Source organism: Azospirillum palustre, from assembly GCF_002573965.1.
In the GTDB taxonomy this organism is placed as follows: Bacteria; Pseudomonadota; Alphaproteobacteria; order Azospirillales; family Azospirillaceae; genus Azospirillum; species Azospirillum palustre.
The window spans coordinates 397440-420854 of the sequence record NZ_PDKW01000041.1 but is presented as its reverse complement, the minus strand read 5'-3'; the positions used below and the strand labels follow the sequence as shown (position 1 = coordinate 420854).

General features: G+C 69.0%; 19 protein-coding genes. All 19 read right to left on the bottom strand.

The window, feature by feature from the left end; all coding sequences use genetic code 11:
• Positions 1-9 precede the first annotated feature (9 nt).
• The 19 genes from urtE to CRT60_RS15470 all read right to left on the bottom strand — a co-directional run bounded on the left by urtE (position 10) and on the right by CRT60_RS15470 (position 23128).
• Entirely contained in the window at positions 10-705 is a 696-nt protein-coding gene (gene urtE / locus CRT60_RS15560; protein ID WP_098737401.1) for an urea ABC transporter ATP-binding subunit UrtE, read from the bottom strand.
• Complete coding sequence (urtD, locus tag CRT60_RS15555; protein WP_098737399.1) at positions 698-1447, bottom strand: urea ABC transporter ATP-binding protein UrtD; 750 nt, start codon at positions 1445-1447, stop codon at positions 698-700. The genes urtE and urtD overlap by 8 nt, the downstream gene beginning before the upstream one ends.
• Before the next feature lie 14 nt (positions 1448-1461).
• Complete coding sequence (gene urtC, locus CRT60_RS15550) at positions 1462-2601, bottom strand: urea ABC transporter permease subunit UrtC (protein WP_098737397.1); 1140 nt, start codon at positions 2599-2601, stop codon at positions 1462-1464.
• Positions 2602-2736: 135 nt separating this feature from the next.
• Entirely contained in the window at positions 2737-3606 is an 870-nt protein-coding gene (urtB, locus tag CRT60_RS15545) for an urea ABC transporter permease subunit UrtB (RefSeq protein WP_098737395.1), read from the bottom strand.
• Between the two features lie 55 nt (positions 3607-3661).
• Positions 3662-4909, bottom strand: coding sequence for a transporter substrate-binding protein (locus tag CRT60_RS15540; RefSeq protein WP_098737393.1), 1248 nt, complete (start codon positions 4907-4909; stop codon positions 3662-3664).
• 556 nt (positions 4910-5465) lie between these two features.
• Positions 5466-6071 carry an ANTAR domain-containing response regulator gene (locus CRT60_RS15535; protein ID WP_098737391.1) on the bottom strand — a complete coding sequence of 202 codons (606 nt, stop codon included), beginning with the start codon at positions 6069-6071 and terminating at the stop codon, positions 5466-5468.
• 22 nt (positions 6072-6093) lie between these two features.
• Entirely contained in the window at positions 6094-7263 is a 1170-nt protein-coding gene (locus CRT60_RS15530) for a transporter substrate-binding domain-containing protein (protein WP_098737880.1), read from the bottom strand.
• Between the two features lie 311 nt (positions 7264-7574).
• Complete coding sequence (locus tag CRT60_RS15525; RefSeq protein WP_098737389.1) at positions 7575-8102, bottom strand: histidine phosphatase family protein; 528 nt, start codon at positions 8100-8102, stop codon at positions 7575-7577.
• On the bottom strand, positions 8096-8779 hold the full coding sequence (gph, locus tag CRT60_RS15520; protein WP_098737388.1) for a phosphoglycolate phosphatase: 684 nt from the start codon (positions 8777-8779) through the stop codon (positions 8096-8098). The genes CRT60_RS15525 and gph overlap by 7 nt, the downstream gene beginning before the upstream one ends.
• Positions 8780-8791: 12 nt before the next feature.
• Positions 8792-9928: an ABC transporter ATP-binding protein gene (locus CRT60_RS15515; protein ID WP_098737386.1), complete on the bottom strand. Its 1137-nt coding sequence runs from the start codon at positions 9926-9928 to the stop codon at positions 8792-8794.
• A gap of 14 nt (positions 9929-9942) precedes the next feature.
• Positions 9943-11655 (bottom strand): ABC transporter permease, encoded by a 1713-nt coding sequence (locus CRT60_RS15510; RefSeq protein ID WP_098737384.1) that lies wholly within the window; start codon positions 11653-11655, stop codon positions 9943-9945.
• Positions 11656-11742: 87 nt separating this feature from the next.
• Entirely contained in the window at positions 11743-13098 is a 1356-nt protein-coding gene (locus CRT60_RS15505; protein ID WP_098737382.1) for an extracellular solute-binding protein, read from the bottom strand.
• 339 nt (positions 13099-13437) lie between these two features.
• Positions 13438-14784 carry a sigma-54-dependent transcriptional regulator gene (locus CRT60_RS15500; RefSeq protein WP_098737380.1) on the bottom strand — a complete coding sequence of 449 codons (1347 nt, stop codon included), beginning with the start codon at positions 14782-14784 and terminating at the stop codon, positions 13438-13440.
• Positions 14785-14795: 11 nt separating this feature from the next.
• Positions 14796-17300 (bottom strand): ATP-binding protein, encoded by a 2505-nt coding sequence (locus tag CRT60_RS37535; protein ID WP_280177225.1) that lies wholly within the window; start codon positions 17298-17300, stop codon positions 14796-14798.
• The gene (locus CRT60_RS15490; protein WP_244592519.1) at positions 17297-18658 is read right to left on the bottom strand and encodes an ABC transporter substrate-binding protein; all 1362 of its coding nucleotides are present in this window, start codon (positions 18656-18658) and stop codon (positions 17297-17299) included. Before CRT60_RS15490 ends, CRT60_RS37535 begins: the two co-directional genes overlap by 4 nt.
• A gap of 161 nt (positions 18659-18819) precedes the next feature.
• Positions 18820-19320 (bottom strand): thioesterase family protein, encoded by a 501-nt coding sequence (locus CRT60_RS15485; RefSeq protein WP_098737377.1) that lies wholly within the window; start codon positions 19318-19320, stop codon positions 18820-18822.
• The gene (locus tag CRT60_RS15480) at positions 19317-20822 is read right to left on the bottom strand and encodes a malonate--CoA ligase (protein ID WP_098737376.1); all 1506 of its coding nucleotides are present in this window, start codon (positions 20820-20822) and stop codon (positions 19317-19319) included. Before CRT60_RS15480 ends, CRT60_RS15485 begins: the two co-directional genes overlap by 4 nt.
• A gap of 54 nt (positions 20823-20876) precedes the next feature.
• Positions 20877-21863 carry a LysR substrate-binding domain-containing protein gene (locus CRT60_RS15475; protein WP_204561933.1) on the bottom strand — a complete coding sequence of 329 codons (987 nt, stop codon included), beginning with the start codon at positions 21861-21863 and terminating at the stop codon, positions 20877-20879.
• Between the two features lie 62 nt (positions 21864-21925).
• On the bottom strand, positions 21926-23128 hold the full coding sequence (locus CRT60_RS15470; protein WP_098737374.1) for a CaiB/BaiF CoA transferase family protein: 1203 nt from the start codon (positions 23126-23128) through the stop codon (positions 21926-21928).
• Positions 23129-23415: the final 287 nt, after the last annotated feature.

Below are 23415 nucleotides of genomic sequence, written 5' to 3'. Positions count from 1 at the left end.
AGCTGCGGCCTAGACGGCCATGTGCCGGTGCACCAGATCGTCGGTCAGGCTCTCCGTCGGCCCGTGGGCGGCGACGCGCCCCTTGTCGAGCATCAGGAAAAGGTTGGAGGCCTGCCGGGCGAACCTCACATTCTGTTCGACCAGCACGACGGTGATGCCGTACTGGCGGTTCAGGGTCATGATCACGGTCTGGATCTGCTCGACGATGTTGGGCTGGATGCCCTCGGTCGGCTCGTCCAGCAGCAGGACCTGCGGGTTTGCCGCCAGCGCCCGCGCGATCGCCAGCTGCTGCTGCTGTCCGCCGGACAGGTCGCCGCCCTTGCGGTTCAGGTTGTCGCGCAGGTAGGGGAACATCTCGAACACCAGGGGCGGGATTTCCCGCTTGCCGTCCGGGCGGGCGAAGCTGCCCATCAGGATGTTTTCGCGGATGGTGAATTTGCCGACGATGCCGCGCCCCTGCGGGACATAGCCGATGCCGAGGCCGGCGCGGCGGTGGGTCGGCTCGCCCCGGATGTCGCTGCCGCCCAGCCCGATCCGGCCGGTGACCCGGTCGGTCAGCCCCATGACGGTGCGCATCAGTGTGGTCTTCCCCACCCCGTTGCGGCCCAGCACGCTGAGCAGGCTGCCCCTGGGCACGGCGAAGCTGACATTCTGCAACACCGGGCTGCTGCCGTAGAAGGAATAGACGTCGGTCATGTCAAGCATGGGAGATGCCCCCGCTTCCAAGATAGGCCTCGCGCACCTTGGGATCGTTCTCCACCTGCCGGATCGATCCTTCGGCCAAGCGCTTGCCCTGGTGCAGCACGGTGATGGTCCCGGCGATCTCGCGGACGAAGCCCATGTCGTGCTCGACCACGATCAGCGTGTGCCGGCCGCGCAGCCGCTGGAAGATGCGCGAGGTCTTGCCGGTTTCCTGGATGGTCATGCCGGCGGTGGGCTCGTCCATCAGGATCAGGGCGCTGTCCTGAACCAGCAGCATGGCGATCTCCAGCCATTGCGTCTTGCCGTGCGACAGGAAGGCGGCCCTGGTGTCCAGCTCGTCGGCCAGCTCGACGATCTCCAGCACCTCGGCGATGCGCCGGTCGAGGCGGAGGCCGGGGAACAGGCGGATCGTCCGGGCCGGGCCGGGATGGCGCGACTGCGCCACCTCCAGATTTTCGCGCACCGTCAGTTCCTTGAACACGCTGGGCACCTGGAACTTGCGCCCCACCCCGTGGCGGGCGCGCCGGAATTCCGGTGCCCGGGTGATGTCCTGCCCGTCGAGCAGGATGCGCCCGCCGGTCGGCTGGGTGCGGCCGCAGATCAGGTCCAGGGTGGTGGACTTGCCGGCCCCGTTGGCGCCCAAGAGGCAGCGCAGCTCGCCGCGCTCGACCGCCAGATCCAGGCCGTTGACCGCCTTGAAGCCGTCGAAGCTGACTTCCAGCCCGTGGAGTTCGAGATAGGCCATGGGGATCGTCTCCTTCAGCTCGGCGTGCGGGGGGCATGCGGGGCATCGGAAAGGGCATCGACAGGGACGGCCTCCGCCTTGGGACCGGCCGGGCGGCTCAGGCGGTCGGCCAGGATGCCGATCAGGCTCGACAGGCCGTTGGGCAGGAAGACCACGACCAGGATGAACATGCCGCCGAGGATCAGCTGCCAGGTGTCGAGGAAACTCTCGGACAGGCTGCCCTGCATGAAATTGACCAGGATGGCACCGATGGCGGCCCCCAGCAGCGAGCCGCGCCCGCCAACCGCCGCCCAGATCACCATCGACAGGCTGAGCGGCACCCCCATGAAGGTGGGCGAGGCGAATTCCAGCACCATGGCGTAGAGCATGCCCGCCAGCCCGGCCATGCCGGCCGACACCGCGAAGGCGAGCGACTGGTAGGCGGCGACGTCGTAGCCGAAGAAGCGCACCCGGTCGGCGTCGTTGCGGATGGCCTGGAGGATCAGCCCGGCCTTGCTGCGGGTGAAGGCGAGGCCGAGCAGCAGGCACAGCGACAGCGCCCCGGCGGACAGATAGTAGAAGGCCGGGCTGTAGGGATCGAAGGTGACGCCGCCGGCCTCCAACCACGCCAGATCGGTGATGCCGTTGAAGCCGCCGGTGTAGGCCTGCTGGTCGATGAACAGCAGGTTGACCACCGCCAGCATGGCGAGCGTGATGATGGCGACATAGACCCCGGCGATCCGCGCCCGGAACATGAAGGATCCCAGCAGCAGCGCCACCACCACCGGGGCCAGGATGCCGGCCGCCACCGCGAACAGGCTGGAATGGAAGGGCTGCCAGAACCAGGGCAGGTGGTCGAGGTTGTTCCACACCATGAAGTCGGGCAGCCCGGCCGACCCGGTGTGGACCGGGCTGGTCTTCAGCTTCAGATGCATGGCGACGGCATAGGCGCCGATGCCGAAGCTGACCCCCTGCCCCAGATTGAGGATGCCGGCATAGCCCCAACTCAAGGCCAGCGCGGCGGCGGCGAGGCCGAGCGCCAGATAGCGGGCGAACTTGTTCAAAAGGAAGGCGTCGGTGACGAAGCTGGGAACCGCCAGGATGACGGCGCAGAACAGCAGATAGGCGGCGAGCTGGGCATAGGGCTTGCTGCGCGACAGGGTCGATTTCGACATGAGCGGGCTCCGGGGGACGGGACCGACCGGGGAACCGGCCCGGTTTTGCAGATCGGGTTGGCTGAGAGTCGATGGACCGATGCTGGCGGGCCGGTCGTCGGGGAACTGGAGGATGGTCATCGTCTTGGGCCCCCCTCACCGGCGCCGCTGGTCGACGAACAGGCCCTGCGGACGGAAGCGGACCAGGACCACCACCGCCAGGAAGACCAGCGCCTTGGCCAGCGTGTCGTTCAGGAGGAAGGCGATGCCGGCGGTGCCGCTGCCGAGCAGGCCGGAACTGACCACCGTGCCGATCAGGCTGCCGACGCCGCCGACCACCACCACCATGAAGGCATCGACCACGAAGTTGGTGCCCATGTCCGGCGCCACGCTCTTGATCGGCGCGACCAACGCCCCGGCCAGCCCGGCGAGGCCGGAACCGAAGGCGAAGGTCAGGCTGTAGATCCTGGCGCTGTCGATGCCGTAGCAGCTGGCCATCTCGCGGTTCTGGGTGACGGCGCGCAGCTTCATGCCGAACTCGGTGCGCTGGATGACGAACCAGGTCAGCGCCAGCAGGGCGGCGCTCAGCGCCAGGATGAACAGGCGGTAGCTGGGGATGCCGACCCCGGCGATGTCGATGCTGCCGGACAGGAACTCCGGCGTCTGGACATAGCGCAGCTCGGCCCCGGCGGACAGGCGCACCGCCTGTTGCAGCATGATGCCGATGCCCCAGGTCGCCAGGATGGTGTCGAGCGGCCGGTGGTAGAGGAAGCGGACCACCGTGCTCTCGACCACCCAGCCGGCCGCCGCCACCATGAAGAACACCAGCAGCAGGCAGGGGATCAGCGGCAGGCCGAACTGCGACTGGAGGAACCAGGTGCCGTAAGCGCCCAGCATGACGAACTCGCCATGGGCGAGGTTGATGACCCCCATCGCGCCGTAGATGATCGCAAGCCCGAGCGCCACCAGCAGCAGGATCGACGCGATGCTGAGCCCGGTGAAGAGTTGACCGAAGAAAATATCCATAAGCCCCTCCGACGGGGAGAGCGTCGGGCGACGCCCTCCCCTGCCCGTTCATTGCTCACGCACCCTTCAGGCCGTCCTTGGTGCAGCTCTGGCCCGGATAGGCCCAGTAGGGTTCCGGCTTCACCCAATCCGACGATTGCTGGATGACCTTGAACTGGCCGTCTGCCTGGGCCTGGCCGATCTTCGGCCACAGGTAGCAGTGCAGATTGTCGCCATCGACCTTCACCTTGCCCTGCGGCGCCATGATCTCCAGCCCCGCGGTGGCGTCGCGGACGGCGATGGGGGTGACGTCGCCCTTGCCGATTTTCTCCACCGCCTTGCGGAACAGGTGCATCTGGAAATAGGCCGCCTCCGACACGAAGTGCGTCACCGAGTCCTTGCCGAAGCGCTTGCGGTAATTCTCGACGAAGACCTCGTTCTCCTTGGACTGGTGGCCCATGAAATAGGGGGCGGAGGTGAAGTGGCCGGCGGCATACTCGCCGCCCATCGCCGCGATCTCCACCTCAGACGTGGTCAGGCTCGCCATCGGCATTTTGTCGGGGCTGAAGCCCGCCGCCTTGTACTGCTTGTGCAGCGCGATCACGCTGTCGCCGACCACGGTGGAGAAGATCACGTCCGGCTTGGTCTCGCGGAACTTGTTCAGCACCGAGCCGAATTCGGAATGGCCGAGCGGCACATATTCCTCGCCGACCACCTCGCCGCCCAGCTCCTTCAGCAGGATCTTGCAGACGTTGTTCTCTTCCTTGGGATAGATGTAGTTGGAGCCGATCAGGTAGAATTTCTTGCCGAACGTCTTGACCAGCCAGGGAATGAACTCCTTCTGCTGCTGGTTGGGCACCGCCCCGGTGTACATGACGTTCTTCGAACACTCGCGGCCTTCATAGAGCGTCGGATACCAGTAGAGGTTCTTGCGCTTCTCGAAGACCGGCAGCACCGCCTTGCGCGAGGCGGAGGTGTAGGAGCCGAAGACGCTGACGCACTTGTCGTTCAGCACCAGCTTGTTGGCCTTGTCGGCGAAGGTGGCGGGGTCGGAGGCCGGATCCTCGACGATTGCGGTCAGCTTCATCCCGTTGATGCCGCCGCCGGCGTTGATCTCGTCGATGGCCATCATGGTGGCGTTGTGCATCGACTTCTCGACGACCGCGGTGGTGCCGGTCAGCGAGAAGAGGACGCCGACCTTGATCTCGCCGTTCGCCGCCCAGGCGGCGCCGCTGTCCTTGATCCAGATGTGCGGGAAGCCGACCGATCCGGCCACCCCGGCGACAGCCGTCGATTTCAGAAAATTACGCCGTGTGAAGGTCATGACGTGTTTCCTCCTCGTTTGCCTGTTCTTTGCAGTTCTTCGGCACGGACAGGAGAGCGCACAAAAAAGCCCCACCCAGGCCGGCGGCCTGCTGGGGCTTCATTGCCTCGGCACGAACTCCCGGCGTCATCGGCGGGGGCGTGCCTGATGCGGTCTCAAGGCCAGTGCGGTCTCAAGTCGTGTGAGCTGATTTTAAAATATTCAACGAATGGTGGCGTCCAATATCCAGTATCGGTCCCGTCGGCTCCGAATGGATCGGGCGCCGGACAAGAATATCCGCTGCGCGGCAATGGACTAACCGCGTCGGGCCATAAGCATCGAACGGTCGGACTTATCCCTGCACAAACCCATCCATCGGCGTCCCTCGCATCTGTGGTGCCGGAGTGCGCGTCGGTACGTCAGGTTCGAACACAAAAAAGCCCCGGCAAGGCTGTCACACCTTCAGGGGCTTCATCGCCTGCCCGTCGATCCGACATCATTGGCGGACGCGGGCGATTTGCTTCGGTTGCTCAGTAAGATGCACAATGCGCCGCCTTACCGTCAATATCAAAAATGATCAGCGGGTCGGATTTTCCGCCATAAGCATTTCGCTGGCGTCGATGATGGCGGCGGCGACCGCCTCGATGGTCGTCCGCCGGGCCATGGCGCGGTCGCGGATGAAGCGGTAGGCCTCCTCCTCGGTGATGCGCCGCTGCTCGATCAGGATCGCCTTGGCCTTGCTCACCTTCTTGATGCCGTCCAGCCGCTGCTCGACCTTCTGGAGGCGCTTGCGCATGCCGCGCTCGCCCTCCGCGGCGCGGTGGGCCATGAACATGGTGGTCAGCAGGCCGAAGGCGCGGATCGGCTTGCTGACGAAGCCGCGCACCCCGTAATCGACCAGGGCCTTCAGCACCGTCGGGCTCTCATAGTCGAGAACGGCGACGATGGGCGGCCCGTCGTCGGCGCTGGACCAGGCAAGCCGTCCCTGTCCCGACAACAGCTGGGTCATGTCGAGGAAGATCAGATCGACGCCGCTGGGGCGGTCCTTGGGCGGCGGCCATTCGGACCGGGCCTGGCAGCCGATGCGGTGGAGCTGGCGCAGCAGCTCCTCCGCCTCGGCGTCCTGCGGGTGGATGACCACCACGCGAAAGGAGCGGATGTCGCGGAGCAGGTTGATCGACATGCGGCGTTCGCCCCGTTTGCGGTCAGACCGCGGCCTGCCGCCGCCAGCGGATGTCCGCCTCGTCGGCGGCGTTGTGATCGACCAGATACGGATCGGGCTTCATCGCCACCGGCGACTCCGCGACGATCTCGAACCGGCCCTCCGCATCGACCCGGCCGACGCGCGGCCACAGGTAGGTGTGGTTGTTGTCGGGATCGATCCGCACCCGCCCCTGCGGCGCATCGAACTCCTGCCCGAAGATGGCGTCGCGCAGCCGGTCGGTGTCCATGCAGCTGGCGATGCGCAGGGCCTGGGCGAACAGATGGACCTGGAAATAGGCGGCCTCGCACGACGCGTTGGTCCGCTCATGCTCCCCGAACCGCTCGCGGTAGCGGGCGACGAACCGGCGGTTCGCCTCGCTGTCGATGGAATCGAAATAGGGGGCGGCGGTGACATGCCCGCGCGAGGCGGCGACGCCGATGTCGCTGATTTCCGCCTCGCTGGTGGTCAGGCTGGCAATCGGCATCCGCGCCGGATCGAACCCGGCCTCGGCATAGGCGTGGTAGAGGTGCGCGGTGGCGGCGCCGACCACCGTGGAGAAGATGAAGTCCGGCTGCTTGCGCCGGATGTCGCGGATGACCGGGGCGAACGCCTTCTGCGTCGCGTTCAGCGGCAGGTACTTCTCGGCGAGGATCTTGCCCGACCGCTGGAGCACCAGCTCCCGCATGATCCGGCTGGATTCATAGGGATAGATGTAGTCCGACCCCACCATGTAGACGCGGCTGCCATATTCCCGCGTCAGATAGTCGGCCAGCTGCCGGCCGTTCTGGTTGGGGGCGGCGCCGGTGTAGATGACGTTGCGCGAGCATTCGAACCCCTCATAGAGGGTCGAATAGAGCAGCAGCCCGTTGCGCCGCTCCACCACCGGCAGGATCGCCTTGCGCGTGCTCGACATGTAGCAGCCGAACAGGACGCTGACCCGTTCCTCGGTCATCAGCCGCTCGGCGAGCGCCGAGAACAGCGCCGGATCGGATTGCGGATCCCGGACGACCGGCAGGATCTCCCGGCCATCGACCCCGCCGCCGGCATTGATCTCCTCGATTGCCATCAGCGTGCCCTGAAGCTGGGTGCGTTCGATTCCCGCCGTGACCCCGGTCTGCGAGAACAGCACGCCGACTCTCCACGGTTCACCGCTCTTGGGGGTACAATCCATCTGCATCCACCTCTTCGTCACGCTCGCAGCCGTAATCCGCGCAAAAGCCCGCCGCCCAAACCCGTCAATGGCCAACCGGCAGCGACCCGGTTGAAAATAAAAACAAAAAAAGCCCCAATCAGGGCGGTCGGCCCGGATTGGAGCGCCATTGCTCCGGCCCGCTCCGTCACGTCGGGACCACTGCTGAAACCCAGCCGCGGCCCCCTGGCGTGACGTCGGACAGATATGGAATTGCATACTATGACAAGGACGGATTGTTTGGCGACTCCTGTTTTATGCGGCCTCCGCCCGAAGGCCGCTCACACGGTCGCTCACTGGGCCGCCACCCCCTCCCGCGTCAGGGTGACGGGCGAGGCGTTGGGCGGCCACAGCAGGTCGGACTCGACCCCCATCCAGCGGCAGAGCACCGGCCAGGTGCCGGCATGGGCGACGATCAGCAGCGGGCCGCCGTCGCCGGGCACCGGCAGCCCGTCGAGCGCCGCGGTGACGCGGGCGCGGAAGCCGGTCAGGCTTTCACCGTTCGGCACCTCCTCCCGCAGCAGGTCGGCCGGGATGGCGCCGCCTTCGAGATCGCCCCAGCGCCGCTCCTCCAGCCCGGCCACCGGGATCACCGGAACGCCCAGCGCCTCCGCCAGGATGCCCGCCGTCTCCAGGGCCCGGCGCTGCGGGCTGCTGTGGACCGCAGTCACCAACTGGCCCCCTGCGAGCAGGCAGGCGGCGGCCTCCCGCGCCTGCGCCCGGCCCCGCTCGGTCAGCGCTACGTCCTTCGAGCCGGCGAGCCAGCCGCCGAGATTGCTCTCCGTCTCGCCATGCCGGCAGAAGATCGCCGACCTCAGCATGACAGCCGCCCTGCCAGATCGGCGAAGCCGCCGAGGATGCCGTCATGCGGCAGGCCGTCAAGCGGAACGCGGGCATAGCCATAGGGAACCACCAGCACCCGCGCCACCCCGGCGGCGCGGGCGGCTGCCACGTCATGCTCGTTGTCGCCGACGAAGACGGTCTCCGCCGGCGTGACCTCCAGCCGCTCCAGCAGCCCCAGCACCGGCTCCGGCGACGGCTTGCGGGTCGGGTAGCTGTCGCCGCCGACCACCGCGGCGAAGCGGCCGGCGATGCCGAGATCGTCGAGCAGCCGCAGGGTGGCCGCCATCGGCTTGTTGGTGCAGACGCCGAGCCGCAGCCCGGCCTCCGCCAGCCGGCCCAGCGTTTCGGCGACGCCGGGGTAGAGCATGCTGTGGGCGCTGGGGTCGGCCTCGTAGATCGCCAGGAAGCGCTTGACGCAGCGGGCGGTCTCGTCCGCAGCCGGAACCCCGCCGGTGGCGGCCAGCACGCGCTCCACCAGCTTGGGCGCTCCGTCGCCGACGAAGGAGCGCACCGCCGCCAGATCGACCGGCGGGCGCCCCAGCTCGGCCAGCAGGGCGTTGGAGGCATGCATCAGGTCGGCCACGCTGTCCACCAGCGTGCCGTCGAGGTCGAAGGCGACGGCGCGGATGGCGGGGCGGTTCACGGTATCGGTCACGATTGCGGCACCTTACTGGCGAAGGAAGCGGGCCTTGTCGGCCGCGAGGTCGAGGATGATCGGGGCATCCGGGGGGAGCAGAGCATCGCCCGCCTGATGCGGCGCGTCCACCTGAACCAGCTGCCCGCCGACATCCACCGCATAGCGGATCGACGCGCCGAGGAACTCGCGGTGGCGGACGGTGCCGGTCAGCCGGGAGTGTCCAGGGGCCGGCGGCCCGCCGTCGGTGCGGATGGCGAGGTTCTGCGGCCGGAACATCAGCTTGCCCCCAGCCCCGGTTCCGGCCTCCGCCGCCGGCAGCGCCACCGGGGTGAAGCCGGTGCCGACGAAGGCGCGACCCCCGGCCCCGTCGTCCCGCACCGTGCCGTCCAGCACGTTGGCGGTGCCGAGGAAGCCGGCGACGAACAGGTTGGCCGGATGGTCGTAGAGATCCTGTGGGGTGCCGACCTGCTGCACCCGGCCGTCCTCCATCACCGCGATGCGGTCGCAGATGGTGTTGGCCTCCTCCTGGTCGTGGGTGACGAAGATGGTGGTCAGGCCGAGCTTGCGCTGGAGGCTCAGCAGCTCCTGGCGCATCTGCACGCGCAGCTTGGCGTCGAGGTTGGACAATGGCTCGTCGAGCAGCAGGATCTTGGGCTCGATCACCACGGTGCGCGCCAGCGCCACGCGCTGCTGCTGGCCGCCCGACAGCTGCGAGGGGCGGCGGTCGGCCAGATGCTTCAGCCCGACCAGCTCAAGGGCGGCGTCCACCCGCCGCTCGATCTCGGCGCGGGGGACGCGGCGCTCCTCCAGCCCGAAGGCGACGTTGCGGCGCACGGTCATGTGCGGCCACAGCGCGTAGCTCTGGAACACCATGCCGACGTCGCGCCGGTGCGGCGGCAGGGTGGAGATGTCGCGCCCGCCGATGCGGACCTCGCCGCGCTGGGCGGTGTTGAAGCCGGCGATCAGCCGCAAAAGCGTGGTCTTGCCGCAGCCCGAGGGGCCGAGGAAGGCGAAGAACTCGCCCGGCTTGATTGCGAGATTCACGTCCTTCAGCACATGGTTTGTGCCATAGGACAGGTTGACGCCCTCGATGTCGACGCCGACGCTCTGGATTTGCGCAGCCAGCGCGGCGGAGGAAAACCGTTGGTCGGAAAACTGGTGGTTCATGACGATGGCTTCCCTCAGTGGTCCTGGCCGCGCTCGCGGCGGCCGCGCTCGATGACGACGTGCGACAGGTAGGTGCCAAGCCCGACGATGATGACGGCGAAGATGCCCAGCGCCGCCCCCGGACCGCGACCGGCCGCCGACTGCATGTAGACGTAGAGGCCGTAGGCCAGCGGCGCGTCGCTCTGCGAATGCACCAGCATGATGGTCGCCGACAGCTCGACCGCCGCGGTGGCGAAGCTGGTGACGAAGCCGGCGAGGATGCCGCCGGACATCAGCGGCACGACGATGCGCCCGACGGTGCGCAGCTTGGTGGCGCCCAGATTCTCGGCCGCCTCCTCCAGCGAGGAGCTGACCTGCTGCAAGGCGGCGGTGCAGGCGCGCAGCGCGTAGGGCAGGCGGCGGATCGCCAGCGCGAAGACCAGGATCAGCCAGAAGTTGGACAGCGGCTGGCCGGTGAAGGGCATCGGCACGCCGTAGAAGCTGCGCAGATAGCCGATGCCCAGCACGACGCCCGGCACCGCCAGCGCCGCCATCGCGATGTAGTCCAGCCATTGCCGGCCCGGCAGCTTGGTACGCAGGACCAGATAGGCGATGGCGGTGCCGATCACCACGTCGAGCAGCGCCGCCAGCGAGGCGTAGAGCAGCGTGTTGGTGATGTACTGCCCGCTCTCGGAGAAGACGGTGTGGTAGTGCTTCAGCGTGAAGGCGTCGGGCAGCGGGCTGAAGGACCAGATGGTGGCGAAGGACAGGAGCCCCAGCCCGACATGCGGCGCCAGCACCAGCACCAGGATCAGCAGCACGATGCCGTAGGCCGCCACCATCTCCAGCGGCTTCAGGCGCCGCTTGGCGAGGCCGCCACCACCGCGCTGCACCGTGGCATAGTCCTTGCCGCGCATCGCCAGCGCCGACACCCACAGCGCCAGCAGCGAGCAGGCGATCAGCACGACCGAGATGACGTAGCCCATCGGGTCGGCGATGCCGATGGAGGAGATGCGCAGGTAGGCCTGCGGCGCCAGCATGTCGTTGACGTTCAGCAGCAGCGGCGTGCCGAGATCGTCGAACACCTTGATGAAGACCAGCGAGGCGCCGGCGACATAGCCCGGCATCGCCAGCGGGAAGACGATGCGGCGGAACAGGCGGAAGCCGTGGCAGCCGAGATTCTGCGCCGATTCCTCCATCGCCCGGTCGATGTTCTTCAGGCTGGCCGACAGGTTGATCAGGATGAAGGGGAAATAATGGATGCTCTGGACGAAGATGACGCCGTTCAGCCCCTCCATGAAGGGGATCGAAAAGCCTAAATGGTCGCGCAGCAGCAGGTTGACCGAGCCGTTGCGCCCGAACAGCAGCTGCATCGCCACCGCGCCGATGAAGGGCGGCATGATCAGCGGGATGATGCCCAGGCTCTGGATCAGCACCGAGCCGCGGAACTCGAAGCGCGTGGTCAGGTATGCCAGCGGCAGCGCCAGCAGGCTCGCCACCACCACCGACATCGCCGAGACGTAGAAGGAGTTCCCGAAGGACCGCATGAACAGGTCGTTCTGGAAGAAATCGGCGAAGTTCACCAGGGTGAAGGCGCCGGTCGTCTTGTCCTGGAAGGCGACGAAGATGACCTGGACCACCGGAACGACCAGGAACAGCAGCAGGAATGCGGCGATCAGCAGCGCGGCCAGCGCCGGCCCCGGCCGCACGCGCGCGATGCGGTCGCGCGTGAGCGCAAGTGACGTCATGGAAAGGCCTGTCGGGCTGAGGAGAAAGGAGGGGGCGCCTGGAGAGCGCCCCCCTAGGCTGACGCAACCAGCGTCAGCGCAACGGCATCAACGCGCCAGGGCAGCCGCCTCGTCGGCCTTCTTGCGGGCGTTGGCGTAGTTCTCCTTGGCGAAGGCGGCCCACTTCTGCTCGACCTGCGCCTGGCGCTCCGGCACCGCGTCCTTGGCCGACTTGCGCTCCACCGTGAAGGCGCCGGCCAGTTGCGGGTCGGCGGCCTGTTCCGCCGTCACCGGCATGGCGGCGACGAGGTCGCGCGCCTCGGCCAGCAGGGCCTTGGCCTTGTCGTTCGGCTTCTTGGCGAGCGCCGCCTCGGCCTTGTGGATGGACTGGGTCGCCGCCTTGAGGTCGTCGAGCTGGAAGGTGACGAGCTGGTCGAACAGCGCGTCCACCACATTGTAGCGGGCCTGCGAGACGTTCACGTCGAAGTTCACCTGCGCGCCCAGCGACTTGTCCTTGAACGGGTTGGGATAGCCGGCGGGCGCCTTCTCATAGGTGACCGGGTTGACCGGCAGGCGGCGGATCGCCGGCTCCAGCAGGACCTCCTGCCCCTTGGGCGACAGCAGGAAATCGACGAAGCCCTCGGCGGCGGCCTTGTTGGGGGCGTTCTTCACGACGCCGACATTGGCCGGGACGATGGTGGTGACGGTCGGGTAGACGAACTCCACCGGGAAGCCCGAGGCCTGTGACGACAGCGCGAAGAAGTCGATGACGATGCCGACGCCGAAGGCGCCGGAATTCACCCCGTCCGGCACGCCGAAGCTGCGCTCGGTGATGGTGCGGTAGTTGCCGGCCATCTCCTTGTTGGTACGCCAGCCCTTTTCCCAGCCCTCGCCCTGGAGGATCGTCTCGATGGTCAGGTGCGTCGTGCCGGAGCGCGACGGGGCGGAGATGGCGACATGGTCGTAATAGGCCGGCTTGGTCAGGTCGGCCCATTCCTTGGGGATCGGCAGGTCGTTGGCCTTCATGTAGCGGCTGTTCCACATGATGCCGTAACCGGACGCGGCGAAGCCGGCATACATCCCCTCGGGATCGTTGACCGGATAGGCGCCGACCTTCTCGGGGATGCCCTCCACCTTGGGCTTGTAGGGCTGGAGCAGCCCGGCGCCCTTCAGCACCTCGAAGGCGTCGGGGGCCGACGCCCAGAACAGGTCGACGCCGTTGTTGGACGCGGTTTCCTGGAGATACTTCACGCCCGCGTTGGTGTTGCGGTTCAGGATCTCGACCGCGACCTTGGGGTTGGCCTTCTGGTAGGCCTGCTGGAAGGCGGTCGTCATGTCCTTCGGGAAGGAGGTGACGATGACGAGCTTGCCGCTGGCATCCTGCGCGAAGGCGGCGGTGCCGGACAGCAGCAGGACGCCCAGGGCGGCGGCGGCGTTGCGCAAGGTGCGCGAGGTGCGAAGCATGGGTGTTGTCCCTCCCTTGATGTCTTATGCTCGCCCATTCAGCAATCGGCGTGCCAGACGGTCAGCCCTTGCACGCTCTGGCTTTGCACAGCATCGATGGGTCAGGACGGGAACATCGCCCGGCTTGCCTGGGTAATGCGGGGAACATCCACGCGCCCCCGCACCTCAATTCTTCAACAGCAATTGCTTGAGGAAGCAAGAGGCCCTTCTCCCCTTGCGGGAGAAGGGTTGGGATGAGGGGTATCCGCCGAAGGCGGAAGAGATTTGCACCCCCTCACCCCAACCCCTCTCCCGCAAGGGGAGAGGGGGCTCGTGAAATAGTTCAAGGGATCAATCCTCTCACTCCTCCGCGAAATCGTCACGGCTCAGGCCGTGGTGGCGCATCTTCAGGTAGAGGGTCTTGCGGGTGATCCCCAGCCGCTCCGCCGTCTCGCCGACCCGGCCGCCGCAGCGGGCCAGCGCGTCCTCGATCAGCTGCTTCTCGACGCGGTCGAGCCGGTCGGCCAGCGGCTCGATCTCCACAGATCCAACCGTGGCTGCGGAAGCGCCGACCGCTGCCAGCCCGTCGCCCAGCCCCAGCGCCACCCGCTCGGCGACGTTGCGCAGTTCGCGGACATTGCCGGGCCAGCCATGGGCGGCGAGGCGCGCCAGCAGGACGGGATCGAGCGGCGGCGGCGTCCGGCGCGACCGCGCCAGGGCCGCATCGAGGAAATGGCGGAACAGCAGCGCCACGTCGCCGCGCCGTTCGCGCAAGGGCGGCAGCGGCACGGTGACGACGTTCAGGCGGTAATAGAGATCCTCGCGGAACTTCCCCTCCGCCGCCAGCCGCAGCAGATCCACCTTGGTCGCCGCCACCACCCGCAGATCGAGCGGGATCGTCCGGTTGCCGCCGATCCGCTCGATGGCCCGCTCCTGCAACACGCGCAGCAGCTTGACCTGGAGATGCATCGGCATGCTCTCGATCTCGTCGAGGAACAGGGTGCCGCCCGCCGCATATTCCAGCTTGCCGATGCGCCGCGCCTGCGCCCCGGTGAAGGCGCCCGGCTCGTGGCCGAACAGCTCGCTCTCGATGATGGTGTCGGGCATGGCGCCGCAGTTCAGCGCCACGAAATTCCCGGCGCGCCGCCGGCCCCCCTCGTGCAGGCTGCGCGCGACCAGCTCCTTCCCCGTCCCGGTCTCGCCGAACAGCAGCACGTCGACCTCGGCATCGGCGAGGTTCGCCACGGCGGCCCGCAGATGCTCGATGGCCGGCGACCGGCCGATGATCCGCCCCTCCGGCCCGCCCTCGGCCAGCTGCGCCCGCAGGCGGCGGTTCTCCAGCACCAGCCCGCGATGGGCGAGCGCGCGCCGCACCACCTCGACCAGATGGTCGGGCTCGGCCGGCTTCTCGATGAAGTCGTAGGCGCCCTCGCGGACCGCGCGCATCGCCATGGCGATGTCGCCATGGCCGGTGACCAGCACCACCGGCACTTCCGAGTCCGCCGCGCGCACCCGCTCCAGCAGGGCGAAGCCGTCCATCCCCGGCATGCGCACGTCGGTCACCACCACGCCGGGCCAGGAAGCGCCGAGCCGGGCCAGCCCGGCCTCCGGCTCGGTCACCGCCTCGACGGCGAAGCCCTCCAGCTCCAGCGTCTGGCGGCTGGAATCGAGCACTTCCGGATCGTCGTCGATCAGCAGGACAGTCATGGCAGAGACTTTCACGCGCGGGTCAAGGTGAGGACGAAGGCGGTTCCATCGGGGCCGCTCTCGGCCACCGACAGCACGCCGCCGAAGTCGCGGACGATGTTGTAGGAGATCGACAGGCCGAGACCCAGCCCCGTCCCCACCGGCTTGGTGGTGAAGAAGGGATCGAAGATCTGGGCGACCGGATCGGCGGCGATGCCGGAGCCGCTGTCGCGCACCTCGATGCGGACGGCGCCGCCCTCTTCCCCGTCCTCAACAAGCTCGGCGCGGATCAGGATGCGGCGCACCGGCGCGCCGGCCACGGCGTCCAGCGCGTTGCTCAGCAGATTGACCAGCACCTGTTCCAGCCGCACCTCCTCGGCGCGGACCCGCAAGGGCGTGCCGGAGGCGGGGTCGGCATCCGGCAACGCCAGCTCGACCGCGACCGCCTCCTCGCGCAGGCGGTTGCCGAACAGCGACAGGGCACCCTGGATCACCGGCGCCAGCTCCACCGCGCCCAGCCGGCTGTCGGGACGGCGGGCGAAGCGCTTCAGATGGTTGGTGATGTTCGCCATGCGGGCCGTCAGGTCGGCGATCTTGCCGAGATTGCCCTCGGCCTCCTCGACCCGGCCCAGCCCGATCAGCTTGCGCCCGTTGTGGGCGTAGGACCGGATGGCGGCCAGCGGCTGGTTCAGCTCGTGCCCGACCCCGGCGGCGAGCTGGCCGAGCGCCGCCAGCTTGCCGGCCTGCACCAGCTCCGCCTGCGCCTCTCGCAGCTCGCGTTCGGTGCGCTGGTGTTCGGCGATGGCGCGCTCCAGCCGGTCGTTGGTGGCGCGCAGGTCGGTGGTGCGCTCCTGCACCGTGCGCTCCAGCACATGCTGGGCCTCCAGCCGCTCGGTCATGTCGGTGAGGGTGACGATGAAGCGCTGCCGCTGGCGCCGCCAGAAGGGACGGACGCCGACCTGCACCGGAACCGCGCCGCCGTCCGGACGGCGCCCGGTCGCCAGGATCGACAGGGTGGGCGCCGGGCCGCCGGCCCCGTCGGGGACTTGAGCGAACGGCGCCTGGACGAAGAAAGCCGCAAGGCGGGCAGCGGCCTCCGCGTCCAGACGGTCGGCGAGGCGCCCGGCCTCCCCTGCCTCCCCTTCCCGGACGCCGGGCGGCGGCGCGATCAGCGCGGCGGCGAGCGGGTTGACGAACTCGATCACGCCCTGCGCGTCGGTGATCGCCAGCCCGGCCTGGGCATTGTCGATGATCGCCTGGGCGTTCGCCTCCTCCACCGCGATGGCGGTGTCGCGGAAGACCAGCAGCGCCGCCGCCATGTCCGACAGCTCGTCGCCGCCGCCGAGCGGAATGTCGGCCTTGAGGTCGCCGGCGGCGATGGCGCGGGCGGCGTCGCCCAGCCGGGTCAGGCGGGAAATCAGGTTGCGGTTGACGTAGAGCCAGGCCACCAGCACCGCCACCAGCAGGCTGACCAGCGCGCTCGCCAGCAGGGCGGAGCGGCCGAACGCCACCGCCCCGGCGGAGCGCGCGGCGGCGGCGCGGGAATCCTGCTCCACCGCCTGGACCTGCCGGGCGATCAGCCCGTTCAGCCGGGCGACGATGTCGCGGTTCTCCGCCAGCAGGGCCTGTCCGCGCGCCGCCGTCTCCAGCTCCTCCCGGCGCAGCGCCGGCACGCTGCCGTCGGCTCCGCGCGCAAGGTCGAGAAGCTGGCCCACCAGCTGCCGCAGCGAGACGCCGTCCGCCCAGCCGGCCAGCGCCGTCAGGTCGCGTTGCAGCCGGTCGGCGGTCTCGTCCAGAAAGCCGGCATTGTCGTCGAGCAGCTCCGCCGTGGCGAGCGTCGCCGCCCGCGCGACCAGCCCGACCGCGAGGTTTCCGTTGGCGCCGATCTGCAACAGCGCCTCGCTGCGCCGGTTCTCCTCGCGCAGGATGCGGACGGCATCGGCCGACGGCTTCCCGCTCTCCACCGTGGCGAGCGCGCTCTGGATGTTGAAGCGGGCGTCGGCGACCAGGGGATCGATCTCGTCGAGGAAATCGGCATGCAGCCAGCGCAGCCGTTCGATGGCCTCCTGGTTCCGGCGGGCGAGCGCCAGCCGCTGGCGCACCGTGCCGTCCAGCGCCGCCAGATTGCGGCCCAGCGAGTCCACCACCGGGCGCAGGCCAGGAACGCCGCCTTCGATGGCGCCGGTCAGCGCTCTCAAGGTGGACAGGCGGCGGCCGAGCGCGTCGCGGATCGCGTCCATCTCGTCCTCGGTCCGGCTGCCGGCCAGGATGGGGGCGGTGGCGATGATGGCGCCGCCCTCCTCCGCCAGCTTGGCGGCGACGCCCAGGGCCGGCAGGTGGCTTTCGGCGAACTCGTCCAGCGTGCCGCCCAACCGGTCGTAGGACAGCCAGCCGAGCGCGCAGGCCACCACCGACAGGGTGGCAACCGCGACGAAGGCCAGGAACAGCCGGGCCCGGATGCCGAAGCGCGGCCTGCCCGTGCCGTTGCCCGGCCGGGCCGACAGGCCACCGGAAGAGGGCGTCGCCAGCGCGCTCACGGCCAGACCCCTTCGCCGGCCGCGGCGCGCAGGATCACCAGCGCGCGTTCCGCCGCCGACAGCGCCGTTTCCAGCCGGGCTTGCGAGAAGGCGCGCCATTCCTCCTCCAGCTCGCCCTGCCGGGCGGACACCGGCATGCCGCGCGCCGGCCGGCGCAGGGCGGTGGAGAAGGCCGGGTCGATGGCCTGGACGGCATCGACCGGGACCGCCGTCGCCGCCTCGCGGGCCTTGCGCAGCAGGTCGCGCGCGGTCGGATCGGGCGTGGTTGCGAGACGGCTCTCGCCTTGGTGGATCAGGTGCCAGACGCGGTTGAGCGTCTTCACGCGGAAGGTGATCAGCTCGTCGAACAGCAGATTGACCAGCTCATAGCGGCGGCCGGACAGGGCGCGGTCGAAGAGGAAGAGGTCGTCGCCGGTTTCCCGCGCGTAAGGGGCCGGATAGCCGGCGGGTGCCGCGGCGTAGGCGTCGGGCCGCACCGGCAGGCGCCCTATGTCGGGGCGCAGCATCAGGGCCTGCCCGGCCGGCGACAGCAGGAAATCGATGAACAGGTTGGCGCCGGCCGGATTGGGGGCGGTCCGCAGGATCGCCACGCTGGCCGGCAGGAAAACGCTGTCGGCCGGATAGGCAAAGCGCAGAGTACCCATCTCCCCGCCCTCGCGCGGCCCGGACTCCGGCCTCGTCCCCTGCCCAAGGAAATCGATGGCGAGCCCGATGCCGAAGCGCCCCTTGCCGACGCCTTCCACCACGCCATAGCTGCGCGCCGTCACCGTCGCCAGATTGCCGGCGATCTCCAGCCAGGTTGCCCAGCCGCGTTCCCAGCCATGGAGTTGCAGCACCGTCTCCACCATCAGATGCATGGTGCCGGAACGGGACGGCGAGGTGATGCCGAGATGGCGGGCATAGCCGGGCCGGCGCAGATCCTCCCAGCGGCGCGGGGCGGCAAGGCCATGGCGGTCGAGATAGGACTGGTCCCAGATCAGCCCGTATCCCGACAGCGCGAAGCCGAGATACAGGCCGTCGGGGTCGTCGATGGGCTGGTTGCCGACGGTCGCCGGGGCACCGGTCGGACGCGGCGTCACCGGCGCCAGCAGCCTGGCGGCCTTCAGCACCTCGAAGGCGTCGGGGGCCGAGGCCCAGAAGAGGTCGACGTCCTTCGCCACGCGATCCTGCAACTGGGTGATCGCCGCGGTCGTCTTGGTGTTGATCACATCCAGGCGGCGGCCGGGATAAGCCTGCTCGAACGCGTCGCGCACCGGCTCGTAGAAGGCGGCGGGAAAGGAGGTCAGGACGGTGATCGCCTCCGCCCCGCCCGGCCGCTCCTGGCCGGAAGCCCCGGCACCCGGCAGCAGCAGGACCATGCCTGCCAAAGTCCGCACCACCCAAACGCCAAGACGACCGACCATGCTTGCGCCCACCGACGACGGCTTCCCAATGCGGGACAGCTTGCATGCGGCCGTATTGTTTTGATAGCCAGCAAAATTCCGGCCGATGGCGGTGCGGCCGATACCGGCCGCCGGTCTTACCCCCGGCAGGTCAGCCGGCGCCGATGACCGGCCGGCAGCGGCAGCGCGCCATGGACAGCCGCCAGATCGCGCAGCCGCTCGGCGACCGGCGGTTCGAACGGGACGACCCGCCGCGTCGTCAGATCGGCGTGGACGGACAGCTGCTCCATCGTCGCGGCCAGCGTGCCGTCGTCGGCGCGGCGCAGCTCCATCAGGCTGACAATCCGCTTGGCGTCGGCCTCCAGCAGCCGCAGCGCCAGCGTCAGCGGCGTGCCGGCGGTCAGTTCCCGCTTGTAGCTGACGGCGACATCGACCACGAACAGCCCCTTCCGAGTCTCGCCGGTGTAGGTCTCCCCCAGCTCCCAGCGCTCTTGCAGGGCATAGCCGACCTCGTCGAACAGGGCGACATAGCGCGCCATGTTCATGTGGCCGTAGAGGTCGATCCACGCTTCCGCGACCCGCAACGGCCCGGAGGTCAGGATTTCCGTGGGAAGCGGCGGCAGGGCGGCGCCGCTCATCCGAACACCCCCGCGTGGGCATCGCGAAGCTGCGCCTTCTGCACCTTGCCCATGCTGTTGCGCGGCAGCTCGTCCACCACCACCACCCGCTTGGGCTGCTTGTAGCGGGCAAGCCGGTCCTTCAGGGCGGCGGCGACGGTGGCCTCGGTGACGGGTGCCGTGCCGTCGGCAACCACGACGGCGACGACGGCCTCGCCGAAATCGGGATGGGGGATGCCGATCACGGCGCTTTCCAGCACGCCGGGCAGCTCGTCGATCTCGCCCTCGACCTCCTTGGGATAGACGTTGAAGCCGCCGCTGATGATCAGGTCCTTGCCGCGCCCGACGATGTGGACATAGCCCCGCCCATCGACACGGCCGAGGTCGCCGGTGATGAAGAAGCCGTCCGGCCGGAACTCCGCCGCCGTCTTCTCCGGCATGCGCCAGTAGCCCTTGAAGACGTTGGGGCCGCGCACCTCGATGGCGCCGATGGCGTCATCCGTCAGCGGCGCGCCGGTCGCCGGGTCGGCGATGCGGAGATCGACGCCCGGCAGCGGGAAGCCGACGGTGCCGGCCACGCGGTCGCCGTCATAGGGGTTGGAGGTCAGCATGCCGGTTTCGGTCATGCCGTAGCGCTCCAGGATGCGGTGGCCGGTGCGCTCCTCCCAGGCGCGGTGGGTTTCCGCCAGCAGCGGGGCGGAGCCGGAGACGAACAGCCGGATCGACCGGCACGCCTCCGGCGTCAGCCCCTCCTGGCCGAGCAGGCGGGTGTAGAAGGTCGGCACCCCCATCATCACCGTGGCGGCCGGCAGCCGGGCCAGCAGGTCGGCCGGGTCGAAGCGCGGCAGCAGGACCATCGAGGCGCCGGACAGCAGCACGAGGTTGCAGGCGACGAACAGCCCGTGGGTGTGGAAGATCGGCAGGGCGTGCAGCAGCACGTCGTCCGGCCCGAAGCGCCATTCGGACTGGAGCACCCGCGCGTTGGACAGCAGGTTCTCCTGCGTCAGCATCGCCCCCTTCGACCGCCCGGTGGTGCCCGAGGTGTAGAGGATGGCGGCCAGATCGTCCGGCCCGCGCGCGACGGTGGCGAACTCCTCCGGCTGTCCGGCCGCCGCCTCGGTCAGGCTGCCCTGCCCGCGCGCGTCCAGCGTGCGCACCGCGACGGCCCCGGCGAGCGCCACCGTGGCGTCGAGACGCGCCGGGTCGCAGACCACCAGGGCCGGTTCGGCGTCGCCGACGAAATAGCTCAGCTCCGCCGGGGTGTAGGCGGTGTTCAGCGGCAGATAGACCATCCCGGCCCGCAGGCAGGCGAGGTAGAGCACCAGCGCCTCGACCGACTTCTCGACCTGCACGGCGACGCGGTCGCCGGGGCGCACGCCGGCGGCGACCAGCGCGTTCGCCATGCGGCCGGTGGCGGCGCGCAGATCGCCATAGGAGAGACGCCCGCCGTCCGCGGTTTCGATGGCGAGGCGGGCCGGATCGGTGGCCGGGTTCAGCAGATGGTCGAAAAGGGTGTGGGACATGGTCGGGTTCCGCGATGGCCGGGAGCCGGACGGCGCCGCCCCGGATGGTGAAACTCAGGAGATCGGCTCCGGCACCGATGGAGGGAAAACGTCGCGCAGCCATTGCCGGATCGCGGCGATGACCGGCGTGTTCCATTTCTGCGCCGGGGCGATCAGGTAATAGCCGCCGATGGTGACGTCGCTGCGCACCATCTCCACCAGCTCGCCGCTGGCGAGATTGTCGATGACCAGCAGATCGCTGACCAGCGCCACCCCGCGCCCGAGCCGGGCGGCCTCGATGGTCAGATGGGCCTGCCACAGGCGCGGACCGCGCAGCCGCGGCAGGTCGCCGACGCCGGCCTCCTCCAGCCACGCCTCCCACATGCCGGTGGACTGTTCGTGGATCAGCGGCAGACCGACCAGATCGGCGGCGGTCCGCACGTCGGGATAGCGCGCCTTGAACTCCGGGCTGGCGATGGCGAGGATGCGCGGCTTGGCGAACATCTCGGCGCGCAGCCCCTCGGCGACGGCGGCGGCGCCGTCCTCCAGATACATGATCTCGACATCCGCCTCGCCGCGGCTGAAATCGGGTCGGGCGGAGGTCGGTTGCAGGATCACCTCGCGCCCGTCCATCGCCGCTTCCAAATCCGGCAGCCGGCCGAGCAGGCGGCGCGAGGCCAGGCCGGCGAGGCAGCAGATGTGCACCGCCTCGATCCCGCCGTTGCGCAGCTCGTTGCTGGCGTCGGCGATCAGATCGAAGGCGCGGTGCATCTGGGCGGCGAAGCGGGTGCCCTCGCGGGTCAGGGACAGGCCCCGCCCCGACTTGGTCACCAGCTTGACGCCGACGGACTGCTCCAGGTTCTGGATGTGGCGGGACACCACGGTGTGCGACACCGCCAGCTCGTCGGCGGCGGCGCGCACGGTGCCCAGCCGGGCGAAGACGTCGAAGGCGCGAAGCGCGAGGAGCGGAGGAAGGCGGCGCGCCATGCGGGGCTGGGTCATCGGGGCGGTGTGCGGCGGGGCGGTGTGCGATGGGTCGGATCCGACGCCATCATGAAGCATTTTCGCCAGCACCGCACGCGCCCCGTTCCCGCCCCTCTCCTTCGGCGTCCGCCCGTCCATCCTCACACCACCGCAGCGCTGCGCAGCGCCTCGATGTCGGCGGCGGCGAAGCCCAGCTCGGCCAGGATGGCGTCGGTGTGCTCGCCCAGCCGCGGCGCCGGGGCCTCGGCCGCCAGCGGGGCGCCCTGCATGTGGATCGGCACGGCGGCGAAGCGCTTGCCGGAGTTCGGCGGCACCTCCACCACCATGCCGCGGTGGACCACCTGCGGATCGACCAGCGCGTCGGCCACGCTGTTGATCGGGCTGGACGGCACGTCGGCCGCCTCCAGCCGCTCCAGCCACTCGTCGCGGCTGCGGCCGGCGAAGACCGGGATCAGCAGCGGTTCAAGCTCGGCATGGTGCGCGTTGCGCAGGGAGCCGGTGAGGAAGCGCGGGTCGGCCAGCAGATGTTGCAGCCCCATGGCGCCGACCAGCCGCTCCCACTGCTCGTTGGTGTCGACGCAGACGGCGATGGGCTTGTCGGCGGTGGGGAAGGACTGGAAGGGGGCGATCAGCGGATGGCGACTGCCCAGCGCGCGCGGCACGTCGCCGGCATTCAGATAGCGGGCGATGGCGTTCTCCATCAGCGCCAGCTGGCAATCCAGCATCGCCACGTCGATGAAGCTGCCCTCCCCGGTGGCGGCCCGCTTCTGCAAGGCCGACAGGATGCCGATGGTGGCGAACAGGCTCGACCCGATGTCGCCGATGGAGGCGCCGACGCGGGCCGGCTGGCCGCCGGGCTCGCCGGTGATGCTCATCATGCCGGACATCGCCTGGGCCACCACGTCGAAACAGGGCCGGTGGCGGTAGGGGCCATCCTGCCCGAAGCCGGAGATCGAGGCGTAAACCAGTTTCGGGTTGACCGGCTTAAGGTCGCCGTAGCCCAGCCCCAGCCGGTCCATCGTGCCGGCCCGGTTGTTCTCCACCAGCACGTCGCTGGTGGCGACGATGCGCCTGAAAATCTCTTTTCCCTTCTCCTCCTTCAAGTTGAGCGTAAGGCTCCGCTTGTTGCGGTTGACGCTCATGAAGTAAATGCTCTCGTCGTCGCTGAAGGGGGCGATGACACGGGTGAAATCGCCCCTGCCCGGACGCTCGATCTTGATGACGTCGGCCCCCAGCGCGCCGAGCAGCCAGGTGCTGTAGGGGCCGGCCAACATGTGGGTGAGATCGACAACGCGCACGCCGGCCAGCGGGCCGTCCCGGCGTTGGGTTTCCGTGTTGGTCATGAGCGGTCCTTCGGGGCTGCCGGACGCCGGGGGTCCGGGCCGGAGATGGCCGCGCCGCAAGGCGCCGACCGGAGTTTGGACGGGAAAGGCATGCCCAAAGGCTTGCGCCGCGGCGCTCCGAAAACAATCGCTTAGTTTGGCCCAATCCGGTGCAGCAAACGCACCGGACGGGCGGCGGTCATTGGTGCGCTCCATGCACCGGAGCGCACACTTTTTTCTGCTTGTGACACGGAGGGTGTCCGGTATTCTCGATTGTGCCGGCAGCGCACCGGCGGCGATCGAGTTCT

What these genes read in the sequence shown, in the direction of transcription:
- urtD (WP_098737399.1), bottom strand. Translation starts at nt 1,447, where the DNA reads ATGGCCTATCTCGAACTCCACGGGCTGGAAGTCAGCTTCGACGGCTTC.
- CRT60_RS15535 (WP_098737391.1), bottom strand. Translation starts at nt 6,071, where the DNA reads ATGTCGATCAACCTGCTCCGCGACATCCGCTCCTTTCGCGTGGTGGTC.
- urtB (WP_098737395.1), bottom strand. Translation starts at nt 3,606, where the DNA reads ATGGATATTTTCTTCGGTCAACTCTTCACCGGGCTCAGCATCGCGTCG.
- CRT60_RS15505 (WP_098737382.1), bottom strand. Translation starts at nt 13,098, where the DNA reads ATGCTTCGCACCTCGCGCACCTTGCGCAACGCCGCCGCCGCCCTGGGC.
- CRT60_RS15470 (WP_098737374.1), bottom strand. Translation starts at nt 23,128, where the DNA reads ATGACCAACACGGAAACCCAACGCCGGGACGGCCCGCTGGCCGGCGTG.
- CRT60_RS15485 (WP_098737377.1), bottom strand. Translation starts at nt 19,320, where the DNA reads ATGAGCGGCGCCGCCCTGCCGCCGCTTCCCACGGAAATCCTGACCTCC.
- urtC (WP_098737397.1), bottom strand. Translation starts at nt 2,601, where the DNA reads ATGTCGAAATCGACCCTGTCGCGCAGCAAGCCCTATGCCCAGCTCGCC.
- CRT60_RS15480 (WP_098737376.1), bottom strand. Translation starts at nt 20,822, where the DNA reads ATGTCCCACACCCTTTTCGACCATCTGCTGAACCCGGCCACCGATCCG.
- CRT60_RS15500 (WP_098737380.1), bottom strand. Translation starts at nt 14,784, where the DNA reads ATGACTGTCCTGCTGATCGACGACGATCCGGAAGTGCTCGATTCCAGC.
- urtE (WP_098737401.1), bottom strand. Translation starts at nt 705, where the DNA reads ATGCTTGACATGACCGACGTCTATTCCTTCTACGGCAGCAGCCCGGTG.
- CRT60_RS15510 (WP_098737384.1), bottom strand. Translation starts at nt 11,655, where the DNA reads ATGACGTCACTTGCGCTCACGCGCGACCGCATCGCGCGCGTGCGGCCG.
- CRT60_RS15530 (WP_098737880.1), bottom strand. Translation starts at nt 7,263, where the DNA reads ATGGATTGTACCCCCAAGAGCGGTGAACCGTGGAGAGTCGGCGTGCTG.
- CRT60_RS15490 (WP_244592519.1), bottom strand. Translation starts at nt 18,658, where the DNA reads ATGGTCCTGCTGCTGCCGGGTGCCGGGGCTTCCGGCCAGGAGCGGCCG.
- CRT60_RS15475 (WP_204561933.1), bottom strand. Translation starts at nt 21,863, where the DNA reads ATGCTTCATGATGGCGTCGGATCCGACCCATCGCACACCGCCCCGCCG.
- CRT60_RS15525 (WP_098737389.1), bottom strand. Translation starts at nt 8,102, where the DNA reads ATGCTGAGGTCGGCGATCTTCTGCCGGCATGGCGAGACGGAGAGCAAT.
- CRT60_RS15540 (WP_098737393.1), bottom strand. Translation starts at nt 4,909, where the DNA reads ATGACCTTCACACGGCGTAATTTTCTGAAATCGACGGCTGTCGCCGGG.
- CRT60_RS15515 (WP_098737386.1), bottom strand. Translation starts at nt 9,928, where the DNA reads ATGAACCACCAGTTTTCCGACCAACGGTTTTCCTCCGCCGCGCTGGCT.